Annotated in this window: 20 protein-coding genes; 12 read left to right on the forward strand and 8 right to left on the reverse strand. The window is 39.5% G+C overall.

All coding sequences use genetic code 11. The annotated features are described in order from the left end of the window. The first annotated feature begins 382 nt into the window (after positions 1 to 382). Complete coding sequence (umuD, locus tag AC2SLL_RS02860) at positions 383 to 841, forward strand: translesion error-prone DNA polymerase V autoproteolytic subunit (protein ID WP_486530149.1); 459 nt, start codon at positions 383 to 385, stop codon at positions 839 to 841. Between the two features lie 29 nt (positions 842 to 870). On the opposite strand, the gene AC2SLL_RS02865 is transcribed toward umuD, so the two are convergent. Beyond that, positions 871 to 1,554, reverse strand: a complete 684-nt coding sequence (locus AC2SLL_RS02865; RefSeq protein WP_486530150.1) for a histidine phosphatase family protein — start codon at positions 1,552 to 1,554, stop codon at positions 871 to 873. 601 nt (positions 1,555 to 2,155) lie between these two features. On the opposite strand from AC2SLL_RS02865, the gene AC2SLL_RS02870 reads away from it, so the two are divergent. Continuing rightward, on the forward strand, positions 2,156 to 3,445 hold the full coding sequence (locus AC2SLL_RS02870; protein WP_486530151.1) for a Y-family DNA polymerase: 1,290 nt from the start codon (positions 2,156 to 2,158) through the stop codon (positions 3,443 to 3,445). 785 nt (positions 3,446 to 4,230) lie between these two features. Then, on the forward strand, positions 4,231 to 5,247 hold the full coding sequence (locus AC2SLL_RS02875) for an adenosine kinase (protein WP_486530152.1): 1,017 nt from the start codon (positions 4,231 to 4,233) through the stop codon (positions 5,245 to 5,247). Between the two features lie 222 nt (positions 5,248 to 5,469). Here AC2SLL_RS02875 and AC2SLL_RS02880 read toward each other — a convergent pair whose 3' ends face one another. Then, positions 5,470 to 6,762, reverse strand: coding sequence for an O-acetylhomoserine aminocarboxypropyltransferase/cysteine synthase family protein (locus AC2SLL_RS02880; protein ID WP_486530153.1), 1,293 nt, complete (start codon positions 6,760 to 6,762; stop codon positions 5,470 to 5,472). Positions 6,763 to 7,347: 585 nt separating this feature from the next. After that, complete coding sequence (gene nfuA, locus AC2SLL_RS02885; protein ID WP_486530154.1) at positions 7,348 to 7,998, reverse strand: Fe-S biogenesis protein NfuA; 651 nt, start codon at positions 7,996 to 7,998, stop codon at positions 7,348 to 7,350. A 335-nt stretch (positions 7,999 to 8,333) separates the two neighbouring features. Between nfuA and AC2SLL_RS02890 the strand changes: the two genes are divergently transcribed. The 4 genes from AC2SLL_RS02890 to AC2SLL_RS02905 all read left to right on the forward strand — a co-directional run bounded on the left by AC2SLL_RS02890 (position 8,334) and on the right by AC2SLL_RS02905 (position 10,876). Further along, entirely contained in the window at positions 8,334 to 9,221 is an 888-nt protein-coding gene (locus AC2SLL_RS02890; protein ID WP_486530155.1) for an alpha/beta fold hydrolase, read from the forward strand. Positions 9,222 to 9,601: 380 nt separating this feature from the next. Next, complete coding sequence (locus tag AC2SLL_RS02895; RefSeq protein WP_486530156.1) at positions 9,602 to 10,294, forward strand: CNNM domain-containing protein; 693 nt, start codon at positions 9,602 to 9,604, stop codon at positions 10,292 to 10,294. 3 nt (positions 10,295 to 10,297) lie between these two features. Further along, positions 10,298 to 10,489 carry a hypothetical protein gene (locus AC2SLL_RS02900; RefSeq protein WP_486530157.1) on the forward strand — a complete coding sequence of 64 codons (192 nt, stop codon included), beginning with the start codon at positions 10,298 to 10,300 and terminating at the stop codon, positions 10,487 to 10,489. A gap of 57 nt (positions 10,490 to 10,546) precedes the next feature. Beyond that, positions 10,547 to 10,876, forward strand: coding sequence for a transporter associated domain-containing protein (locus tag AC2SLL_RS02905; protein ID WP_486530158.1), 330 nt, complete (start codon positions 10,547 to 10,549; stop codon positions 10,874 to 10,876). A 254-nt stretch (positions 10,877 to 11,130) separates the two neighbouring features. Here AC2SLL_RS02905 and AC2SLL_RS02910 read toward each other — a convergent pair whose 3' ends face one another. After that, positions 11,131 to 11,652 carry a hypothetical protein gene (locus AC2SLL_RS02910; protein ID WP_486530159.1) on the reverse strand — a complete coding sequence of 174 codons (522 nt, stop codon included), beginning with the start codon at positions 11,650 to 11,652 and terminating at the stop codon, positions 11,131 to 11,133. Positions 11,653 to 11,920: 268 nt separating this feature from the next. Here AC2SLL_RS02910 and AC2SLL_RS02915 point away from each other — a divergent pair, with 268 nt between their 5' ends. The 3 genes from AC2SLL_RS02915 to AC2SLL_RS02925 all read left to right on the forward strand — a co-directional run bounded on the left by AC2SLL_RS02915 (position 11,921) and on the right by AC2SLL_RS02925 (position 15,322). Further along, positions 11,921 to 12,982: a bifunctional nicotinamide-nucleotide adenylyltransferase/Nudix hydroxylase gene (locus tag AC2SLL_RS02915; protein WP_486530160.1), complete on the forward strand. Its 1,062-nt coding sequence runs from the start codon at positions 11,921 to 11,923 to the stop codon at positions 12,980 to 12,982. A gap of 96 nt (positions 12,983 to 13,078) precedes the next feature. Continuing rightward, the gene (locus tag AC2SLL_RS02920) at positions 13,079 to 14,476 is read left to right on the forward strand and encodes a nicotinate phosphoribosyltransferase (protein WP_486530161.1); all 1,398 of its coding nucleotides are present in this window, start codon (positions 13,079 to 13,081) and stop codon (positions 14,474 to 14,476) included. A gap of 15 nt (positions 14,477 to 14,491) precedes the next feature. Next, positions 14,492 to 15,322, forward strand: coding sequence for an SGNH/GDSL hydrolase family protein (locus AC2SLL_RS02925; protein WP_486530162.1), 831 nt, complete (start codon positions 14,492 to 14,494; stop codon positions 15,320 to 15,322). A 48-nt stretch (positions 15,323 to 15,370) separates the two neighbouring features. Here the strand turns inward: AC2SLL_RS02925 and AC2SLL_RS02930 are convergent, their stop codons facing one another. The 3 genes from AC2SLL_RS02930 to AC2SLL_RS02940 form a co-directional block, all read right to left on the reverse strand. Beyond that, complete coding sequence (locus AC2SLL_RS02930; RefSeq protein WP_486530163.1) at positions 15,371 to 15,841, reverse strand: DUF2127 domain-containing protein; 471 nt, start codon at positions 15,839 to 15,841, stop codon at positions 15,371 to 15,373. Next, a complete protein-coding gene (locus AC2SLL_RS02935) occupies positions 15,834 to 16,985 on the reverse strand; it encodes a dihydroorotase (protein WP_486530164.1) in 1,152 nt (383 codons plus the stop codon). The genes AC2SLL_RS02930 and AC2SLL_RS02935 overlap by 8 nt, the downstream gene beginning before the upstream one ends. A gap of 89 nt (positions 16,986 to 17,074) precedes the next feature. Continuing rightward, complete coding sequence (locus tag AC2SLL_RS02940; protein WP_486530165.1) at positions 17,075 to 18,127, reverse strand: aspartate carbamoyltransferase catalytic subunit; 1,053 nt, start codon at positions 18,125 to 18,127, stop codon at positions 17,075 to 17,077. Positions 18,128 to 18,422: 295 nt separating this feature from the next. On the opposite strand from AC2SLL_RS02940, the gene AC2SLL_RS02945 reads away from it, so the two are divergent. Together AC2SLL_RS02945 and AC2SLL_RS02950 are read left to right on the forward strand one after the other, a co-directional pair. Next, the gene (locus AC2SLL_RS02945) at positions 18,423 to 19,472 is read left to right on the forward strand and encodes a class 1 fructose-bisphosphatase (RefSeq protein ID WP_486530166.1); all 1,050 of its coding nucleotides are present in this window, start codon (positions 18,423 to 18,425) and stop codon (positions 19,470 to 19,472) included. 320 nt (positions 19,473 to 19,792) lie between these two features. Beyond that, positions 19,793 to 20,626: a TrmH family RNA methyltransferase gene (locus tag AC2SLL_RS02950; protein WP_486530167.1), complete on the forward strand. Its 834-nt coding sequence runs from the start codon at positions 19,793 to 19,795 to the stop codon at positions 20,624 to 20,626. 385 nt (positions 20,627 to 21,011) lie between these two features. Here AC2SLL_RS02950 and tuf read toward each other — a convergent pair. After that, positions 21,012 to 22,163, reverse strand: a 1,152-nt coding sequence (gene tuf / locus AC2SLL_RS02955) for an elongation factor Tu (RefSeq protein WP_486530168.1), incomplete at its 5' end; no start/stop codon positions are given.

Below are 22,163 nucleotides of genomic sequence, written 5' to 3' on the forward strand. Positions count from 1 at the left end.
AGATGAGCTAACTCGCGCTATAAAAAAGAAGGAAGGTTATGAATAAACAATAAATAGCTATTTTAAAATAATTGGCTTAAAAATATTAACTGCCTAGATTAACGCATCTTGTATATAAAGGCTATTTAAACTGCTCAATAATAGCGTTATATTTTTATAAACCCTGCATACTACTATTAAGTTGGCTTTAACTAAGAGCGTAAAAGTAGTCGCGTTTTAAGGTAGCTTCTCAGGTATAGTTTGACCACTATCGAACTATTGTCTGAAACTTTGTGTATATACACTGACTTTTGGACGACCCTCCACTCATCACTGTGATTATTGAGTCAAAAATACAATGCATAATCACATTAAAAGGCTAAATAGCTAAACGGTTTACTTTATGAAAACAACGATACTTGGCACATTACTTCCTACAAGCTTTCAACCGCTGCCCTACTTTATAGAGCACGTAGCAGCAGGATTCCCTTCTCCAGCTGCGGGTTATGTAGAAGCTAGTATTGATTTAAATGAGCTGTGCGTTGAGCATCCAAATGCCACTTTTTTAGTGAGAGTGGGTGGCGACTCTATGATTGACTCCGGCATTTATCCTGACGACCTACTAATTGTAGATCGTAGTATTGAGGTCATGAGTGGGGATATAGTGGTGTGCATGTTAAATGGCGATTTCACGGTTAAAGAGTTACGTCTTGAGCCGTCGCCATGTCTCATCGCGCACAACACCGATTACCCCGATATCCCAATTGGTACTGAGGCGGACTTTGAGGTGTTTGGTGTAGTTATTAACATTATCAGGTCTATCAAACGTGGGCGTGGTGGGCAAAATCGCAGTAAATTTTAGTGTGAATAAAACTATAATCTATCCCATCCTTACAGCTTGGCAGAAAGGTCGCTATTATCGCCATCACACGTACGTACCTTCGTAATCGCTGGAGGTAAACACTCAAGCAAATCATTACCTGCAAGGGTTAAACAAAATACTTCACAGTTTTTGGCACGGATAGACAATTCAAATTGACGAAATTTCCGCATATCCAAGTTGCTTTCATGCGGCTGGCCCAATATCTGCCAAACCAGCATACTTATCCATAACCCATGCGTATATACCACATGATTGCCCGCAGGCAAGCTTTTGAAATGCGCTAAGACACTTGCAACGCGATTATAGAAATTTCGATAGCTTTCTGCATCTGCACCATGCAGGTCATCAGGCGCCTTATGAGCCCAAAAGGCATCCGCTTCCTCCAATCTTTTTGCAAAAGCCACCCCATCTAATGCGGCAAAGCTTAGATAATCAAACTCTTCAAGTCCGTCTATAACATTTGGCTGCACGCCTGTTTTGTCTATTAAAGGTTGCGCGGTTTGCTTTGTGCGTATGAATTTTGAGATGTTAATTGAGTCAACGTTACTGCCCAGTGTTTGAATTATCCAATCTGCCACTTCTTCCGCTTGACGCTTTCCTAACTCAGTGATCTGTATTTGCGGGTTGGGTTGCAAAGCACCGCCAGCATTCGTGATACTCTGCCCATGTCGTACCAAATAAATCTTTTTCATTATATGACCCTTTTCTACTTAGGTTATCTTTGTACTTGAGTTGTCTATCTGCTAATGTTAGTTATCTTAATATTCGATATGCATGCTTTTTTATGGACATTTGAAACTAACTAATATCGATCCCTGTAGTTTGTTGACTAGAGCCTATCTACAATCAACCTCGACAGATTGATACAAAAAATCTTATATAAACAGCTCCAGTAAAGAGAGTACACATTTGACGTGAAACGTAAGTGACACGTTACAATCTCCTTTTTTATAGTCTTACAGTCTCTTTACTTGTCCCAATATTGATTTTTTTAACGCTTCTAATATACAGACACGTCATTATATGTCGTTTAACTCTGAATCAGACTATTCAATCTTACCCAATATTTGTTAGCCTGTTAGCCTATATTGTGTTTTTCTCTATAAAGCTTTCGAGTATCCCAGTAGAGTCTTTAAGCTTTATATAACCATCTTTGTAGTCTGTAAGCTATCAGTCAAAACACTACCTTCTACAAAACGAATGCAAGTGATGCAAGCACTATATTTAATAAATTTCATGGCTTTTAGTTGTACTTTATAACAATCTTTTTTTAATGGCTTAAACGGGGGTTTTATGTATGCTCTAATAGACTGTAATAGCTTTTATGCCAACTGTGAAAAGCTATTTCGGCCTGATCTAAAACATAAACCTGTTATTGTTCTTTCCAATAATGATGGCTGCGTGGTTGCAAGATCTACCGAAGCAAAAGCGCTTGGGTTGAAAATGGCTGTTCCCTACTTCCAAGTTAAGGACTTTTGCATAGCCAATAACGTTACTGTGTTTAGTTCTAACTACACCCTTTATGCCGACATGTCACAACGTGTGATGGCGACGTTAGAGCAGCTTTGTCCTACTGTTGAAATTTACTCTATTGATGAAGCATTTTTATATTTAGCAGACTACCCTACTGCTATGCAGGATTTATCGGCCTACGCAAAACTTCTTAAAAATACAGTGGAAAAACATACAGGTATTCCGGTTAGCGTAGGGATTGGTATGACTAAGACCTTAGCCAAGCTTGCCAATCATGCGGCTAAAAAATATCCTAAAACTGGTGGGATATGCGTGTTAACTCAATCAAATTGGATCAATAGGTTGATGCAAATTACGGATGTGAGTGACATATGGGGCGTCGGGAAACGCTATGCCAAACGGCTAAACGCTATAGGAATTTTTAATGTTCAACAACTGGCAACCTGCGAAACCGGAAAAATACGTCAGCAATTTGGGGTGGTGTTAGAACGGACCTGCCGTGAACTTAATGGACAATCTTGTCTAGAAATAGAGTCTATTGTTGCAAAAAAGCAAATTGTATCCTCCCGCTCATTTTCGCAGCGCATATCCAATAAACCCGCATTAACCGAAGCCATTTGTGAACATGTTGCCAAAGCAGCGGTCAAACTCCGACAACAAAATGGCCTATGCCGTACCCTAATCGTATTTGCTAAAAACAGCCCGTTTGTTAAGTCTGATCGTTACACCTCTATATCAGGCCAATATCAGTTTACTACACCCACCTCTGATACTCGGCTGATGTTAAGCGCTGCAACTGCAGTAATTGATCGTATTTATAAACAGGGGGTTAACTACGCAAAGGCAGGAGTGATGCTATCTGATATCTATAGCTCAAATGAGGTACAATTTGATTTATTTGATTGCTCTTATAGTGCTCCTAATGCTCCCTCCCAGTATGAAAAAAGCGAGGCACTGATGAATGTACTTGATAGTATTAATCAACAATCAACTAACGCTTTGTATTTTGCGAGTCAGCTTATGGATAAAGAAAGAGAATGGGAGATGCGCCGTAATCTAATCAGTTATCGTTATACAACTTGTATTGATCATATACCTATTACTAAATAACCATTTTTCGAAAATTATGCTTAATATTCAATAGGGGTAACTTTGCCTACCCTATCTAATCGCTCAAAATTAGTATTGATTTAAATATATCATGGAACAGGTCAGAAATTTTTAGTGAGTTAGTTGAAGGAGCTAATATATTTTAGCTCAGACTACCATCCACAGCAGAAACTAACCCCGTAGAAGCCAGAATTTTCAAGGGGTAAGAAAGTTTTCCCCACTCTCTGTGGATAACTCTGTGAATAACTCAAAACCCAACCACCTTAAAACCAAATGGCTCAATGGCTTCCCTTAATTTGTATAATTTTTAAACAATTTAAAAACATAATTGAATCAAGACGTTAACAAACTATTATTGTTTATAATAAAAAGGTAAAATTACAATTGGTAATTACTATATTATAAAATATGTTCCACAAAGCTAAGCTGCTTTTTAACTCGAGAATCATTAAGTAAAGATATCCCTCAAAGCAACAAGAAGAAACTCAAAACTAACACCCAAAGGTAAAAGCTAACACGAACTCAATAGAATCCTATCTAAAATCACTAAACATAAATATTAATTTTATTAACGGATTAAGATCCTAATTTCTTTCAACCAATACCCAATAATATAAGGTGGGATTAACAGTTATACTTGTGTTATAGCATATTTGTTGCGAATAGCAGATAATTGCAAATTAGTTGCAATTACTTTTAAAAAAATACAATAAAGTACATATCTAGTGACTTTTTAAAAAATTAGACAGTAATCATTAAAATAACCAAATGGAAACCGAAACACTATGTATGATGTCATGGCAGTAGGCAATGCCTTAGTAGATCATGAGTTCTTACTCACTGAAGCGCAGTTAAAAAATAAGTCACTAACCAAGGGTAGTATGACTTTAGCAAGCCTACAAGAACAAAGTCGTCTTCTAAAGCAATTTCAAGTTCAAGGCTTAAAACCATCCAAAAGAACAGGCGGGGGCTCAGCCGCAAACGCAATGTTTGCCTTTGCTAGTCTTGGTGGTAAGCCATTCTATTCATGCCGTGTAGGAGATGATCAACCTGGAGAATTTTATCTAAAAGATTTAAATAATGCGGGTGTGGACACGTCTCCCAAATCTATTTTTAAAGGGGGCGTTACGGGGTCTTGCGTGGTCGCCATTACTCCGGATGGGGAACGCACGATGCAGACTTACTTGGGAACCTCAAGCAGCATTGATGAAAATAATATCTCATTTGATGTGTTAACAAAAAGTGACTGGTTGTATTTAGAAGGCTATATGGCAATGTCGGATAGCCTTCGCCCTGCTATTAAAAAGCTAAGACATCAATCTGGTGTCAATAACGTTAAAATTGCGGTTAGCTTTGCCGATCCCTCTGTTATTAACTTTGCTAAGGAGGGGTTACTTGAGATATTAGGCACTGGTGTTGACACTATTTTCTGTAATTATGATGAAGCCAGTCTATTTACCGGTAAAAAACAAATTGAAGCCACGGCGCGTGCCTTAATGGATTATTGTCAATTGGCTGTTGTCACAAATGGCCCAGAAGATACCGTTATATGTGAGCGCAAAAGAGATAAAAACTTATCGATCACGAAAGTAGCAACCCCAACCGTTGCAAAAGTGACTGACACCAATGGTGCTGGTGATAATTATTCTGGTGCATTCTTATACGGACTATCTCAGCAATACACCATACCGGAGTGTGCGAAATTAGCGGGCGAAATTGCCAGTCAAGTGGTTAAGCAATTTGGGCCTCGGTTAACACCGCTGCAATATCGCGATATTGCAAAACGTGTACTTAGAGCGTAAGGTGTTGGCTATTAGATAACGTACAATATTAAAAATTTAAACAGAAGCTATAAATAGTAAGGTTATCTATTAAAGGGTATCCATTAAAAGAAATTTGCCGCTCAATAATATGATTATCATTGAATTATATTATTTAACTACCAATTAGGGTCTGTTGAACATTCAAATGTTCAACAGACCCTAATTTTATCGCTAAAATTAACGGTCATCTTAAGCTGAATATTAAACCTTAGCTAAGGCCTGTTCTAAGTCATCTTTAATGTCTTCAATATGCTCAATGCCAATAGATAAGCGAATCATATCTTCACTCACACCCGCTTTAGCAAGTTCAGCTTCGTCTAGCTGACGATGGGTCGTCGTGGCAGGATGACAGGCTAGAGACTTCGCATCACCAATATTTACCAAACGAGTAATCAAATTAAGGGCATCAATAAATCTGGCGCCTGCGTCACGTCCACCTTTAACTCCAAATGTCAAAATCCCAGAGGGCGACCCTTTCATGTACTTTCTTGCCAGCTCATGCTCAGGATGATCTGACAAGCCAGCGTATTTAACCCAAGCGACTTTATCATGACTTTTTAGGTACTCAGCGATCGCCATTGCATTGGAAACATGACGCTCCATACGTAAACTCAGCGTCTCCATACCTTGCATAATAGCAAATGCATTCAATGGACTTAATGCAGCACCTGTATTGCGTAATGGCGCCACCCGAGCACGGGCAATAAACGCTGCTGCACCAATGTCTTTTACGAAATTAACGCCGTGATAGCTAACATCGGGTTCATTGAGCAATGGAAAACGGTCAGGATAAGCGCCCCAGTCAAAGTTGCCACTATCAACAATAGCACCACCAATAGAGGTACCTGTACCACTCATATATTTAGTCAAAGAATGTACGACAATATCAGCACCAAACTCAAATGGACGACACAGAGCTGGTGTTGCTACCGTATTATCAATCACGACAGGCACGCCAAATTCATGGGCAATATCAGCAACAGCAGTAATATCAACAATATTACCTAGAGGGTTACCGATACTTTCAGCAAATACCATTTTTGTCTTATCATCGATTAAGCCCCGAATAGATTCCGGATTACTATGATCAAAGAAACGAACTTCAATACCCTGACGAGGTAATGTATGGGCGAAAAAGTTATAGGTACCCCCATATAGTGTGGATACCGCAACAATGTTATCGCCCATCTCACAAATGGTTTGTACAGCGTAAGTGATAGCCGCCATACCAGAAGCAACTGCCAACCCACCTATTCCCCCTTCGAGGGCAGCGACTCGCTCCTCTAAAACCGCATTGGTTGGGTTCATAATTCGGGTATAAATATTGCCTGGCACTTTCAAATCAAACAGGTCAGCACCATGTTGCGTGCTATCAAAAGCATACGAGCTGGTATGATAAATTGGAACAGCAACTGCTTTAGTGGTGGGTTCCACACTATATCCTGCATGAACGGCTAAAGTCTCCAAGCGGTGTTGGCTATTTGTATTACTCATCGTATGTCCTTATATAATAATAGTGCTAATGGATAAAGCGGTTATAGTCAAAGTAACTCGCAACGATTTCAGCGTTAACATTTCTAGCTGCACCCGCTTTTATAATCAGCTACTAGTTAAACCTACCTATGCATAGCTGACGTATAACCATTTAACAGTACGATGACTTTAACGGCTTCAGCTATAATTTACTGTGTGAAATTGCCAATACAAATTTAAATAAAAGGCTGGGATTATCCTATAATAACCCAGCCTACTCATAAAAATGATGATTAATTCTTCCTAATGTTATAACATAAAATAATAATTCTTTCTCGATTTGCTAATATATCTGCCTGCGAATCAAATAATAATAGTCCAATAGTGAGCTAATGCTACTATTTTAACGAACTAGCAATTTAATGACCGACCGATTAAACAAAATGAAGCATCATGACAGACAAACAAGAATAAAATGACAATTAAGTCGCAAAACTTATTCACAAACTTTAAATTTGACTGTCGTATTTCTTAGAACTACTCAATTTCAAACCCATCAAAGTGGTTTAACGATCAAATATAAATAAAGTAAACTAAAATCTAGCCTTATTTATAATATGCATTTTCCGTTTTAGTATGGTCTGTTTCATCAACCACTTGCATCAGTTCAGGTATTTGCTGTTTCAACTGCACCTCTACCCCTTGGCGTAGCGTCAAGTCTACCGCAGAGCACCCTTGGCAACCGCCGCCAAATTTCAATACTGCTGTCAAACCGACGTCTTCTTCATCAAGCAACTCAACTAGCTGGACATTACCTCCATGAGAGGCCAATCCTGGGTTAATCTCAGACTGTAATACATAATTTATCCGCTCTTCCACACTGGCATCCTCGCCAACTTTTGGCACTTTGGAATTAGGCGCACGGAAAGTCAACTGACCCCCAAAACGGTCTTTGTTATAATCTATCACTGCATCTTCTAAATAAGGCACAGATGAGGCTTCAATAAACGCGGTAAATGCCTCAAATTTAAGCTGCAAGTCTGCCATATCTTCCTCGCCAGGCTGATTGTACGCCATACAGCACTCAGCTCTTGGGGTGCCAGGATGTTCAACAAATATGCGCACACCAATCCCATCGGTTTCTTGCTTAGCTAACAATTCTGCTAGGTAGTCCTGAGCAGAGGGCGTAATAGTAATATTACTTTGAAACTCTGTTTGCTCGATATCTAGAGCAGACGTTTGCGTATTGTCAGTCATGTCATGACCTCATTTATTTAAGTGGCTGATGAATTGAGAGATAAAATAATACAAAATGAATTTTATCTATATATATTATAGTTACTAATAAATAGTATTTTTAGATCAGTGGATTTATAGATTGTTATATTTATAATGACGACGATTATGAAATATTCAAGACCGTTATTCATCACGTATAATGATACTTACACTTCATTTTATACAGTCTCAGCTCATTATAAAACCTTAACCTTGAAAAGTTTTGAATACCACGCTAAATGTGAGCAATGCTTAAAACAATACGTACAATCATGCGCCCCGCCTAAAGGGATTGAAAAATACGAGCCTTGTCTATGCTAAATGAAAATGTAACTCTTGTTACCACTAAAGATGAGCAGCAAATCGCTGTCTGGCAATTTAGTGATGACTTACCGTCAAATCGTACAGATAAATCACAAAACGTCCTTTTACTCCACGGGGCGTTCTCTGACAAAAGAGTATGTATGGGTATTGCAAGCTATCTGACAAAGTTTGGGCACACTTGCTATATTATGGAGTGGCGAGGGCGGGGGAAAAGCGCCATACCTAAAGATGACTTTAATTTTGAAACGGTCGCACACTATGACGTTGACGCCACTTTTGACTATCTGTTCAATGACTTAAATATAACAAATCTGCACTGTATTACACATAGCGGTGGTGGGCTGTGCTTGACTATGTTTTTAGCAAAAAACAAATCGTATATTGACCGCATCAACAGTATCAGCATGTTTGCCTGCCAAGCTTACGGCGCCGTACTAAATCCTAAGTGTTATGCAAAAATACTGACGTTGAACTATGTAACAAAAACACTAGGATACCTGCCAGCTAAAAGATTCAAGATGGGTCCTATCAATGAAAGTCATTACACGATGAAGCAGTGGTATCGATGGAATCTAAACAAGAATTACGCCAGCAGCCTTCCTGAACACAGAGGCGAGAGTTTTGACTATCGTGATCATATGATAGATATCTCCATACCTATTTATTCAATTTGCGCCAAAGGAGATAGCTTTATAGCACCGCCTATTTGTTGCGAACAGTATATGAATGACTTTGAGAACCCTAACAATCAATTTAAAGAGTTCTCGATAGCAAATGGTAACTTAGCCGATTATGATCACACCAAACTTATTGTTAGTTTAAATGCAGCTAAAGAAGTCTGGCCAACTGTACTTAAATGGATTGAACAACACAGTTGAAATTTAATACTATTAAAATAGCTTATAATACAAAAATATAGCAGCAAAACAATGCCTATATTATTTATTTATCAATTAAGTAAGCTCAATAAACTAAGCGCTTGCTCAGTTACTTTATATCTCACAACAATATATATCAACTTTCGACACTTGCCTTAATAAAGACTCAGGAAGACTAAGAAATATTGATCACACATCATGCTTTATTTTTATTCGCTCGCCAGCAGTAAGTTTAGCGACTATATTATCCACCTTTGCTTAAACAAATATTCTCATCTTCCTTTAAATTTAACCAATTTATAACTTTAAGGCCAAGTGTAAAAGTCAGCTTTACAATCTATTTGCTGATATTTTACTAGCCTGTATTCGAGTTTAATCTCATGAGCTTATTTAGTGCCTTAATTTCTATTTTTTTACTTATTGCCATCAGTGCCGTTGTCTCAAGTTCTGAGTTGGCACTTGCTTCAGCCCGCCGAATCAAACTACAAATATTAGCCAAGGAAGGAGATACCCGAGCCCTTGACGTTATTGCGATGCAAGATAATCCGGGTAGCTTTATAACCGTTGTACAAATCGCCTTAAACTCTGTCGCTATTTTAGCAGGCGTAGTCGGCGAATCAGCCATTAGTCCCTATTTGCAAACTATTATTGCCAATGATGCCGTTTCTTCGGCGCTGTCTTTTATTTTTGTCACAAGTGCCTTCGTCTTGCTTGCTGATTTAATACCCAAACGCTTTGCTATGTCAAAATCTGAAGAAATTGCATTAAAAACAGTGCGGCCAATGATGTTTCTTATATTTATTTTTAAGCCTCTTATTTGGGTCTTTGATGGTAGCGCAAACCTACTATTTAAATTAATTGGCATCTCAACTATACGTCAAAATGACATGACATCAGAAGACATTTATGCTGTTATGGATGCGGGTGCAGAAGCGGGGATTTTAAAGCATCAAGAACACCATTTGATTGAGAATATCTTTGAAATGCAGCAACGCACGGTTACCTCGGTAATGACCCCTCGAGAACATATAATTTACTTTGATATCGATGAGCAGCATGACACCATAGTATAAATCATGATGGATCAACCTCATCATAAATTTTTGGTTTGTCTCGACAATGATTTAGAGCAAACCATAGGTTATGTTGAATCTCGTACATTTTTAGCACTCGTGCTAAAGAAGCAGCAGGTTAATCTTAGTGACAAATCAGTTTTACGCCCTATTCTATTTATACCGGATACCTTGTCATTATTTGACGTACTATAAACCTTAAAAACGACTGGCTCAGACTTCGCCATTATTGTGAATGAGTATGCGCTGATAATGGGGGTCATTACTCTCAAAGATGTGATGAGCATCGTCATGGGTGAATTGGTAACTATTGATGAGCAACAAATTGTTCAACGTACAGATAACTCTTGGTTAATAGATAGTATGACACCGATTGAAGATGTTATTCGGACCTTGGGCATGTTTAACCTACCCAAACTCGAAAACTATGAAACCATTGGTGGATTTATGATGTTCATGCTACGTCGGATACCAAAAAAAGCCGACATCTTCGAGCACTCAGGGTTCAGATTTGAAATTGTAGATACCGAAAACCTTAAAATTAACCAGCTGTTAGTCACTAAGATTGATACTATGTCTTAATACGCTTTAGGGGGCGATACTAAGTTTGTTGCGCAGCCCATGTTTGTAAGCTTTTATCAAAGCTGTAGGCTGTCTCAAATAAATCCTATAAGGTCTAACCTTATTGAATGTACGAATTGTACTATCTGCGGCTAGCCGCCTTGTAGCAAAATTATGTGAGTTCAACTATAAATCAACCAAAGAATAAGAAGATATGTTTTAGCTCTAGCCAACTAAATGAGCGTGACAATATCAGTTTACTTCTTGGCAATAACTTACTCTCTGAAAAAAGTGTGTGATGATACCTCAAATAATTCTAAATCATTTAAATCATTTAAATCGGGGTAAATTTCGGCAATAATATCCAGATGATTTTGTCCCTCTACTCGCATCAAATACCACGCGCCTTCATCCTCAAAAGCCAGTAAGTTGCCTGTAAGCTGATTGATCTCATCATCCGTTATCATCTTGAACTGAGTAGGAATAATAAGATAATCACGTCCTACTTTAGAGGTAAATACTTTAGCAATGTCTAGATCAGCCACGTACTCAATGTCAGCATTAGGATCTATAAGCGAGCTAGACATTGTTATCATTATTTGCTTAAGTCTTGCGGCAGGTATATTTGCCTTTAACGCCATATATTGCAACACTTTTTCTGGCATCATATTGATTAAGGGTTCAAAATCCAAACTTTTCGCAGAGGTATGAATAACCTCAATTTTTTGTTCTATACTCACTTTATCAGCAGCATCATAGGCATTTGCAGATAAGCTTAACATTATACCGACAGCCACTATAGCTATCTTTTTAATAGGCCTATTGAGTAATTTTTTCGATATTAACATTGTGCTTCTCCAACGAACCCTACATCAAAATTTAGGTTGATAAGTGGTTTACCAGCTGATTTTATATCATAAATAACCGCTTATATACGTTTCTTAGTTGTCAGTATGCACTTGGCTGTGTCACTATTAGCGCATGTAGCACATGCCTGAAAAAACATCACTATTAGAATAATAAGCACAAATTGTGCTTATAACTTGTCTTGCAGGAGTTTGTACGATGATTAAATTAGCGGAAGGCGATAATAAAGACAACACACTTCTTGAAAATGAGCATTTTAAATATCTTGTATTTATTGGACGTTTTCAGCCCTTTCATCGAGGGCATATGTCTGTGATCGATGAAGCTTTAAAGCGTGCTGATAATGTGATTATTCTAATAGGCTCAGCAAATTTGCCCCGAAGTCTGCGCAATCCTTTTAGCGTGGAAGAGCGTGCACAAATGATTAAAGGCGCCTATTCTGCATCTGAATCATCACGTATCCACTGCGTTGGATTAGATGACGCCTTGTACAACGATACCCGGTGGCTACAATATGTACAAAAAGCTGTACTTTCAGTTACTGGAGATTTGCGGGATGACATCGCTCTCATTGGACACTCGAAAGACAGCTCATCTTATTATCTTTCACTATTTCCGCATTGGAAATCCATATCTGTTCCCAACCATAAAGAACTATCCTCAACGCCGATTCGTGATGGCTACCTAATGGGAGCCACCCCTACACCAGAGCGTACACCTGATTCAACCCGCGCAGTGCTTGAGAAATTCAAGAAAACGCCTGAGTTTAAATACCTCCAAGAAGAAGCTTGGTTTATAGACAACTATAAAAAACCTTGGCGTGATACACCCTACCCACCCACATTTATGACAGCGGATGCAGTGGTAGTACAGTCAGGTCATATTCTTTTAGTGGAGCGTCGCAATATGCCAGGTCGCGGCTTATGGGCACTGCCTGGAGGCTTTATTGACCAAAAGGAAACGCTTTTTAATGCCTGTATTCGAGAGCTCAGAGAAGAGACCCATCTACAGGTATCCGAATTAGCCTTAAGACGCTCGTTGCACAGTCAACATACCTTCGATGACCCTTATCGCTCTGCTCGCGGGCGAACGATAACTCAAGCCTATTTTTTTCATCTTAAAAATGATCCGAAAGGGTTACCTGAAGTGGCTGGTGGAGATGATGCGCTACATGCTTTCTGGTTACCCCTTGCAGAGCTTGAAGCTAAAAAAATGTTTGAAGATCATTATGCCATTATTATCAAAATGGTAGGGTTGTAGCCTCATCGGGATTATGGCCTCTGTATAATAAACCAATACACCGCCATTCATAACAAGCGTTTGGATAAGTAATCAAAAATAAAATAGGGTCATTTCATGTATACCAGTAATTTTAATAATTTAATTTTAAACTCCGACAGCTACAAAACCTCGCACTGGCTACAATACCCCCCCAAAAGTGAATATATGTCAAGTTATGTCGAGGCCAGAAAAGGCGATCATGATGTTGTTTTTTTTGGTTTACAAGCTTTTATCAAAGAATACTTGCAAACGCCCATTACCACCTCCGATATAGATGACGCTGAGCGGGTTATTAAGGCGCATGGTTTACCATTTAACCGTGCAGGATGGGAGCGTTTAGTAGACAAGCATAATGGCCTCTTACCTATTCGCATTCAAGCCGTTCCAGAAGGCAGTATTGTTCCTGTCTCAAACGTGGTTTGCCAGATTGTAAATACTGACCCTGAGTTTTATTGGCTACCAAGCTACCTTGAAACAGCCTTACTTCGTGCTATTTGGTATCCTTCTACGGTAGCAAGTATCTCTTATTATTGTAAAACCGTCATTAAAGCTGCGCTTGAAAAATCCGCTGACAGCACCTTAGGGTTGCCATTCAAGCTACATGATTTTGGCGCGCGCGGTGCCTCTAGCTTAGAAACCGTGGCTTTAGGTAGCCTAGCTCATCTGGTTAACTTTTCTGGCACTGATAGTATGAGTGCTTTAATTGCTGCTAGCCGTTGGTACGGCATGGATGAAGAAATGCCTGCTTTTTCAATTCCAGCCGCTGAACACAGTACCATGACCGCTTGGGGGCGTGACTTTGAAAAAGAAGCATTTGCTAATATGCTCGACCAGTTTGGCGGGGAAGGTAATATTGTTGCTGTGGTTTCGGATAGTTATGACTTATGGAATGCTATTGATAACATTTGGGGCGACGCATTAAAAGATAAAGTCGAAACGATGGGTGGCACTTTAGTGATTCGCCCTGACAGTGGAGATCCAGCCAAAGTTGTTCGTGAAGCACTGGAACGTCTTGCTATTAAGTTTGGTTATCGCGTTAATAGTAAGGGTTTTAAAGTATTGCCTGATTATGTGCGGCTTATTCAAGGCGACGGTATTAACCCTCAAAGCCTTGGTAAGATATTAGAGACTATAATGCATGCAGGATTCAGTGCCGACAATGTCACATTTGGCATGGGCGGAGGTCTACTACAACAAGTAAATCGTGACACCATGAGCTGGGCAATGAAGGCCAGTGCAATACAAATAAATGGACAATGGAAAGATATATTTAAAGACCCCATTACGAGTCGTTCCAAACGCTCAAAAAAAGGTAGATTGGCATTGGTGCAAGATGATAGCGGTAATCTAACCACTGTCAAAGAAGATACTTTGGAAGATGAGGCAGCAAATCTGTTACGTGATGTATTTGTTGATGGTAAGCTACTTGTCCATCAGGATTTAAAAAATATTCGCCAGCTAACAGGGTGGTAATCGAGGCAAAACATAATGCAAACTAAAGACATCTTACTGGCTCCCATATATCTCTATCAAGGTCGCAAGCTAAATAAAACAACCCTTCGATTACCCGAGGCAGAGGGTAATCGACATGGGTTATTGACTTTAACCAAAGAGAAGCCAGTTGTAAGTCGCTTATCCGATAGCCCAACACTAAATAGTCAAACCCTAAGCAATCAAATACTAGAGAGTGAAGCCCTAGATAAGCAAACGCTAAATTTAATGATAGTTGGCGATTCTGCGGCGGCAGGCGTTGGGGTAGACTTACAAGAAGAGGCTATAATTGGGCATTTACTTAAAAATCTGTCAACTTCTACCCAATTAAAAACCAAATATGACCACATTAAATGGTCACTACATGCAACATCCGGACACACTAGCTCGGATTTATTATATCGACTTTATGTATTACCAACACCTGTCAACCCTGTGGATATCATGGTCGTCATCATTGGGGCTAATGACACCACAAGCAATGTGGCGCTTGGGCAATGGCAGAAGCAAATTGAAGAGATTATCGCAATAGGTAAGCGAAAATTTAAAGCGAAAAATATTATTTTTTCCTGCTTACCTCCGATGGGTCATTTTCCCTCTATCAGCTTTCCATTAAACAAATATATTGGTGCAATTTCCGATTTACTGGATTGCAGATTAAAAGAAGTGTGTGAAGCACATACCCATGTTACTTATTTGGATATCGACTTTGCTAAAGCCGGATTAGAAGCTAAAAATATGTTTGCTGAAGATGGCTTCCATCCCAACGCAATAACTTATGAATATTGGGCACTAGAGCTCTCTCAGACGCTACTTAAATTATTATAGTAGAGATCAAGCAAATTAAAGTCTTTTATAAATCTTAAATTAAGGCGATTAAATTAGACCTTTTTTACGCATATTTTGATATACCACAAACACAACTATTATGTTTAGTAGCAAAATAAATAACTTAAACCAATCAAAAGGGCGTGCAAAAAGGTAATAAACCTCCATAGGGATGAATAATCCATAGCCAAGCACACTAAACCAGTACGCCCATGTTCTATCTTTTAATAGACCATAAGCTTCAATAAATCTGAGAGTGGCATAGCCAAAAATCACTACCATAAAGAGTTGCCAGTTTTGTGCAGCTCGTTGAGCAAGAAGAACCAAGCTATTTATCTGTGACTCAAATAAGGAGCCAAAACCGCCTATCCAAGCGCTATTGGCTGTATTAATCAATGCCAATAACTGCTTGTGCCACATCCATAGAGCAAGCGCTGTTAATATTGCTCCTGCACCTTTAACGATTTCATAACCAGCAACCGCTTTAATCGAACCACTAATATGTTGCGGTTCATTCAAAGTAAGTCTCCACTACTTTGCCTTTTAAGATTTGATTCAAAAAAGGTGTGTTTTTACCTTTTGACAATATGGTCTCACGGGTTACTTGCCACTCAAGATTTGGATCAACTAATACAGCACCGCCTACCCTCTTATAGGTATCTTCAATACCAGCGATGCGAGCAGGCGCAATACATATTTTGTGGACTAATTGTTCAGGTGTGAGTACCCCTTCTTTAACCAACTTACAGCCCAATGCCATAAACGTATCAACGTTTGAAATGCCTGGTCTCGTCTCTGCAAATGGCGCTTGCTTTGCGGTATCATTTAAAGGCTCATGATGACTACAAATCGCATCAATTGTGCCATCTTTTAGTCCTTCACGTAATGCCTGCTGATCTGTATTGCTGCGCAGCGGCGGTAGTACAAAAGCTTTTGCATTAAAACCTTCTAAATTATCATCCGTCAAGTGCAGCTGATGCATTGCTACGTCACAAGTGATCGGTAAACCTTTATCCTTTGCCCAGCGAATCAGCTCTACCGAAGACTTACAAGTGAGCTGACTAAAATGTGCCGATATACCCGTTTCTTCTACCATTAATAATTGAGTGGATAAAGCGACTGTTTCAGCCAACCATGGAATACCTTGTAAGCCATGGAATGAGGCAATATACCCCTCATGAGCAACACCACCCTTAGAAAGGCTTGGCTCATCGGGGTAGAAAAATACTTTCAAATCAAACGTAGCGGCATATTCGAGTGTACGAAGTAATACTAAATCATTTTCAAAGGGTCTCCCTGCATTTGAAACAGCGATACACTTGCCTTGTTTTAACCCTGCGACATTAGCAGGACGAGCACCTTCAAGCCCTGCGGTTAAAGCACCTAGAACGTGCAGATAAATACCGCCATCCTGTAGTGCTTTTTCACGTAGGCCTTTAAGTAAGGACCCATTCTCTAAAATAGGATCTGTATCTGGGGGTATAACGACGTGTAAAAACCCATTAGCACGTGCCGCATGTCCTTCACTCTCTAAAGTACCATGTTGCTGCTGACCTGGTTCACGCAAACGTGCACATAAATCAACAAGTGGGGGTAGTAGCCAGTGATCTGCTTTAGTCTCAACATTGGGATGTTTTAGATTCTTTGGTAATAAATTTAGCATGGTATTTCCAAATAATTGTTCATTATCAAATAACGCTTTATGAGTCTTTATCTCCCATCAAACTACAGACTGCTTTTGATGAGCTATTATTAATTTTTGGCTTGAAACTCACGTTGACCCTGCATCGACATTGATAGCACAGCCATTCGTATTGCAATACCATTATTTACTTGTTTTAAAATTACGGATTGAGGCCCATCAGCCACACTAGATGCCATTTCCACCCCTCGGTTCATTGGTCCTGGGTGCATAACAATGGCATCTGGTTTTGCCTTAGCCACTCGCTCTGGAGTTATACCATACTTTTTGAAATACTCATTCGATGCTGCCATTAGGGGCGAACCAATACGCTCATTTTGTATGCGTAGGCCCATAAGAACATCACAGTCCACTACACCCTCGTCAATATCCTCAAATACCGATACACCATAACGTTCGATACCTTTTGGTAATAAGGTTCTTGGCGCAATGACCCTAATATCTTTAACGCCTAGTGTTTTAAGTGCACTGATATCTGAACGTGCCACTCGTGAATGTTTAATATCACCAATAATGGCTACCGATAGCTCTTCAAAAGGTCTTGGTGCTTCACGATGTATCGTTAACATATCTAGCATACCTTGGGTTGGATGTGCATGCCATCCATCACCCCCATTAATGATAGCAATTTCTGGGGTTACCTCTGTGGCCATAAAGTGCGCTGCCCCTGAAGCCGAATGGCGAACCACAAAGATATCGGCCGTCATCGCCTGCAAGTTCCATAATGTATCACGTAAACTTTCGCCTTTCTTTGTACTTGAGCGGGCAATATCTATATTCAGAACATTTGCACCTAACCTTTTTTCAGCAACCTCAAAAGTCGTTCTAGTGCGAGTTGATGGCTCAAAAAATAAGTTCATCACCGTACACCCTTCGAGCTCTGGACTGTTAATAAGCTGCCCATTGTCATCAAAGAAAGTTTCCGCTTTTGCGATGATAGATTTTAACTGGGTACGGCTTAGTCCTTCTATGCCTAAAAAATGCCTTATATGTCCATCTTCATTAAGCTGTGGTCTACTAAGTGAGGCATTAAGCTTTCGTGTCGTCGCATCAAAGGTATTTTGGATTTTATTATCGGTGGCAATATCTGTTAAGTCAGTCATGGCGATGAGAGGTATCCTATGTCAGCTTGCAATTAATAATGACGTCATGTAGAAAGACTAGAATATTCATAAGCTTTACAAGTAAAGAAAGCTTATTTTTGATAAACTCTACACATTATAAAAATTAGTTTAATCTGATATAGTTTAGCGGATTTAAGAGCATTCAAAAAGTAAATGCAACAAATTTATTGCGCTAACCTATTTATAAAACGTTATAAAAACTATCCTATGAGTTGTCTACCTACCTACATTGCAGATTCCATATCCCGACTAAAATAATTTTAAGGACTTACTAATGACCACGCTTAACGAATACTTTAATCAGTTGCTTGACTCAAAAAAACGAACCACTTCACAAGACAACTTAGCTCAAACGAAAGCGGTTATTGATGTTATCTCTACGATTACCAAAGTTGGTACTCAAATCTCTGAACTACTTCGTAAAGGTGCCTTAGCGGATATACATGGTGAATCAGGTGCTGAGAACGTACAAGGCGAACAGCAAAAAAAGTTAGATGTCATCGCCAATGATCTATTATTACAGGCACTCACTGCTAATAAAAACTGTGCTGGTGTGGCGAGTGAGGAACTAGATGATGCTACTGCTGCAAACAAAGACGGGCAATTATTGGTTTTGTTTGATCCTTTAGATGGCTCTTCAAACATCGATATTAATATGCCGACAGGAACTATTTTTTCAATCCTACCTTACAACAATAAAGGCAAAGTGGCTGAAAATAAAGACTTCCTGCAAAAAGGAACCGAACAGATTGCTGCAGGTTACCTATTGTACGGCTCTTCAGCTATGTTAGTATTTACTTTTGCCAATAAAAGTAATGATAGTGACGAGACTCAAGATGACGGTGTTGTCATGTTTAGCTTTGATCCGACAACATCAGAATTTATATTGGTTAAAAAGAACATCAGTATTGATGCTGACACCAAAGAGTATGCCATCAACGCCTCTAACTACCGCTTTTGGTTAAAGCCAATGCAGCAGTACATTGATGAACTGGTCGCCGGAAAAAGTGGCATAAGAAAGCAAAATTACAATACACGCTGGGTTGCCGCAATGGTTGGCGACGTGCATCGAATTCTTTGTCGAGGTGGTATATTCATGTATCCTTACGATACAAAGGATCCTAGCAAACCCGGTAAGTTACGCTTGATGTATGAAGCAAACCCTATGAGTTTACTGATTGAACGAGCTGGCGGTGCTTCTACAGATGCCGTCATGCGCATTATGGACTTTGAACCAAATAATATTCATCAACGTGTACCAGTAGTTTTGGGTGCCAAAAATGAAGTAAATCGTGTCAAAGAGCTTCATAAAAATACTCGTTAACCTTTAATTCTGCTGCCAATGAGTGTACTGACAATTGAATTCATATGTGTGTTCAGATTGTTGGCACTCATGATCGTATTCATTAATAACTGCCCTAATAATTATCTAACAAAGTAATTAGCTGACAAAAATATCGCCCCTCAACCTCTTAGAAGACCATGACTGTTTTCATGGTCTTTTTTACACCAATTTGGTATCGATTCTTATCATTCAAATAATATGAAAAACGAGTGACATACTGTAAACATTAGGTTTTGCGAGTTTGACGAAATTAGATTATTTTAATAAAAAGTGTTTATATCTACCTATAGGATTGAATAATGATTAACGAGCTGACAAATAAGTTTTCGAATAACCCTGTCATTACTTCTGATAAAAACCCCACCGTTAAACTTGCTAAAGCACTGTTAACCCAATCTCGACAAAGAAAAAAGCAAAACCAAACTGTCTTAGAAGGCGTTCATTTAATAGAAGCTGCTCTACAAGCCAAACATTTTCCTGAACATATTGTTATTTCATATACGGGTTTGTCACATCCTGACGTGCAATCACTATTGTCCTCATTAGCCACCTATAATATTGACAGAAAGTTAACAGTTGTTAGTGATAGTGTGTATCAAAGTATTTCAAATTTAGGCAATGGTGTTGAGATTATGGCTGTTGTTAATGTACCTCAGCACAGTCTTAATGCACTTAAGTCGCCCATTACAACTGATTGTTTAATACTAAACGATGTACAAGATAATGGTAATGTTGGAACCCTATTGCGTACCGCCGCAGCTGTTGGTATTAAAACAGTCATCTGTACTAAAGGAGGGGCTCAAGCTTGGTCGCCCAAGACCATGCGAGCAGGTATGGGTGCTCAGTTTGGCCTAACCATCTATGAAGGGATTGAAGAAGATGAGGTGCTGTCTTATCTGCGACTACCGGTTTATGCGACGAGTTCACATACTGATAACATTATTTATAATCAGAATCTAAATCGTCCTGTAGCATGGGTTATGGGGCATGAAGGTCAAGGCGTTTGCGATGCAATCATGCAATCTGCTACACCTGTCGCTCTACCTCAACCAAATGGACAAGAAAGTTTGAATGTGGCTATTGCTGGCGCACTTTGCATGTATGAAACATTAAGGCAAAGACACTATGCATAATATTAGTCAGTTTACATTGAATCAATTCTATCTATTTTACAATAGCCAAAAAATACCCCACTCAATATACTATAAATAATTGATGAAAGATGTTTAATGTCCAGTGATATTATGGTGGCAAGGCTATGCTAAAAATCTTATTCACTATATCTTCTCGTTTAATGCTTTGCTAGAGAATGACCTTAATTTGCGCTTTTTGAAAAAATTTTCCAGACTATAGACTGTATATAATTAAACTATGCCTTTGATAGAAGCGATCCTATCGTCTATCACTCTTATCTCGCTAATTAAATTGATTTATAACAGACAGCAGGACTCGTAAAAAAACCGCCTCCAAAGGAAGCGGTTTCATCATACTCGTGCTAGAGGACTAGCGGTTCTACTATTAGTCTTTAACAGTAGAGACAACACCAGCACCAACCGTACGGCCACCTTCACGGATAGCGAAGCGTAAGCCTTTGTCCATAGCGATTGGATGGATAAGCTCTACGCCCATCTCTACGTTATCGCCTGGCATAACCATCTCTGTACCTTCTTCTAACTGAATGGCACCAGTTACGTCAGTCGTACGGAAGTAAAACTGCGGACGGTATCCATTTAAGAATGGAGTGTGACGACCACCTTCTTCTTTTGATAATACGTATACTTCTGCGTCAAACTTGGTATGCGGTGTGATTGAACCTGGTTTTGCTAGTACTTGACCACGTTGTACTTCTTCTCGCTTAGTACCACGTAGTAGTACACCACAGTTCTCGCCTGCACGACCTTCGTCTAGTAGCTTACGGAACATCTCTACACCTGTACAGGTGGTTTTTTGAGTGTCTTTGATACCAACGATTTCAATCTCGTCGCCTACTTTTACGATACCTGATTCAACACGTCCGGTTACTACGGTTCCACGACCTGAGATTGAGAATACGTCTTCGATAGGCATTAGGAATGGCTTATCTACGTCACGTTCTGGTTCTGGTATGTAGGTGTCAAGGGTATTGAGTAGTTCTAGTACGGCTGGTTCGCCATAGGGGCCGTCGCTACCGTTTAGGGCTTCTAGGGCTGAGCCTTTGATGATTGGGGTATCATCGCCTGGGAAGTCATAGTCTGATAGTAGTTCACGTACTTCCATTTCTACTAGTTCTAATAGTTCTTCGTCGTCTACCATGTCACATTTGTTCATGAAGACCAAAATGTATGGTACGCCTACCTGACGTGATAATAAGATATGTTCACGGGTTTGTGGCATTGGGCCGTCTGTGGCTGATACGACTAAAATTGCGCCGTCCATTTGGGCTGCACCGGTAATCATGTTTTTTACGTAGTCGGCGTGACCTGGGCAGTCTACGTGAGCGTAGTGACGTGCTTCTGTGTCATATTCGATGTGTGAGGTGTTAATTGTGATACCACGTGCTTTTTCTTCTGGGGCACTGTCAATAGCTGCGTAGTCTTTTGCTTCGCCGCCTGATGTTTTTGCTGCTACGGTTGCTATAGCGGCTGTTAGGGTCGTTTTACCGTGGTCAACGTGGCCGATTGTACCTACGTT

This window comes from Psychrobacter sp. CX97, assembly GCF_057396285.1.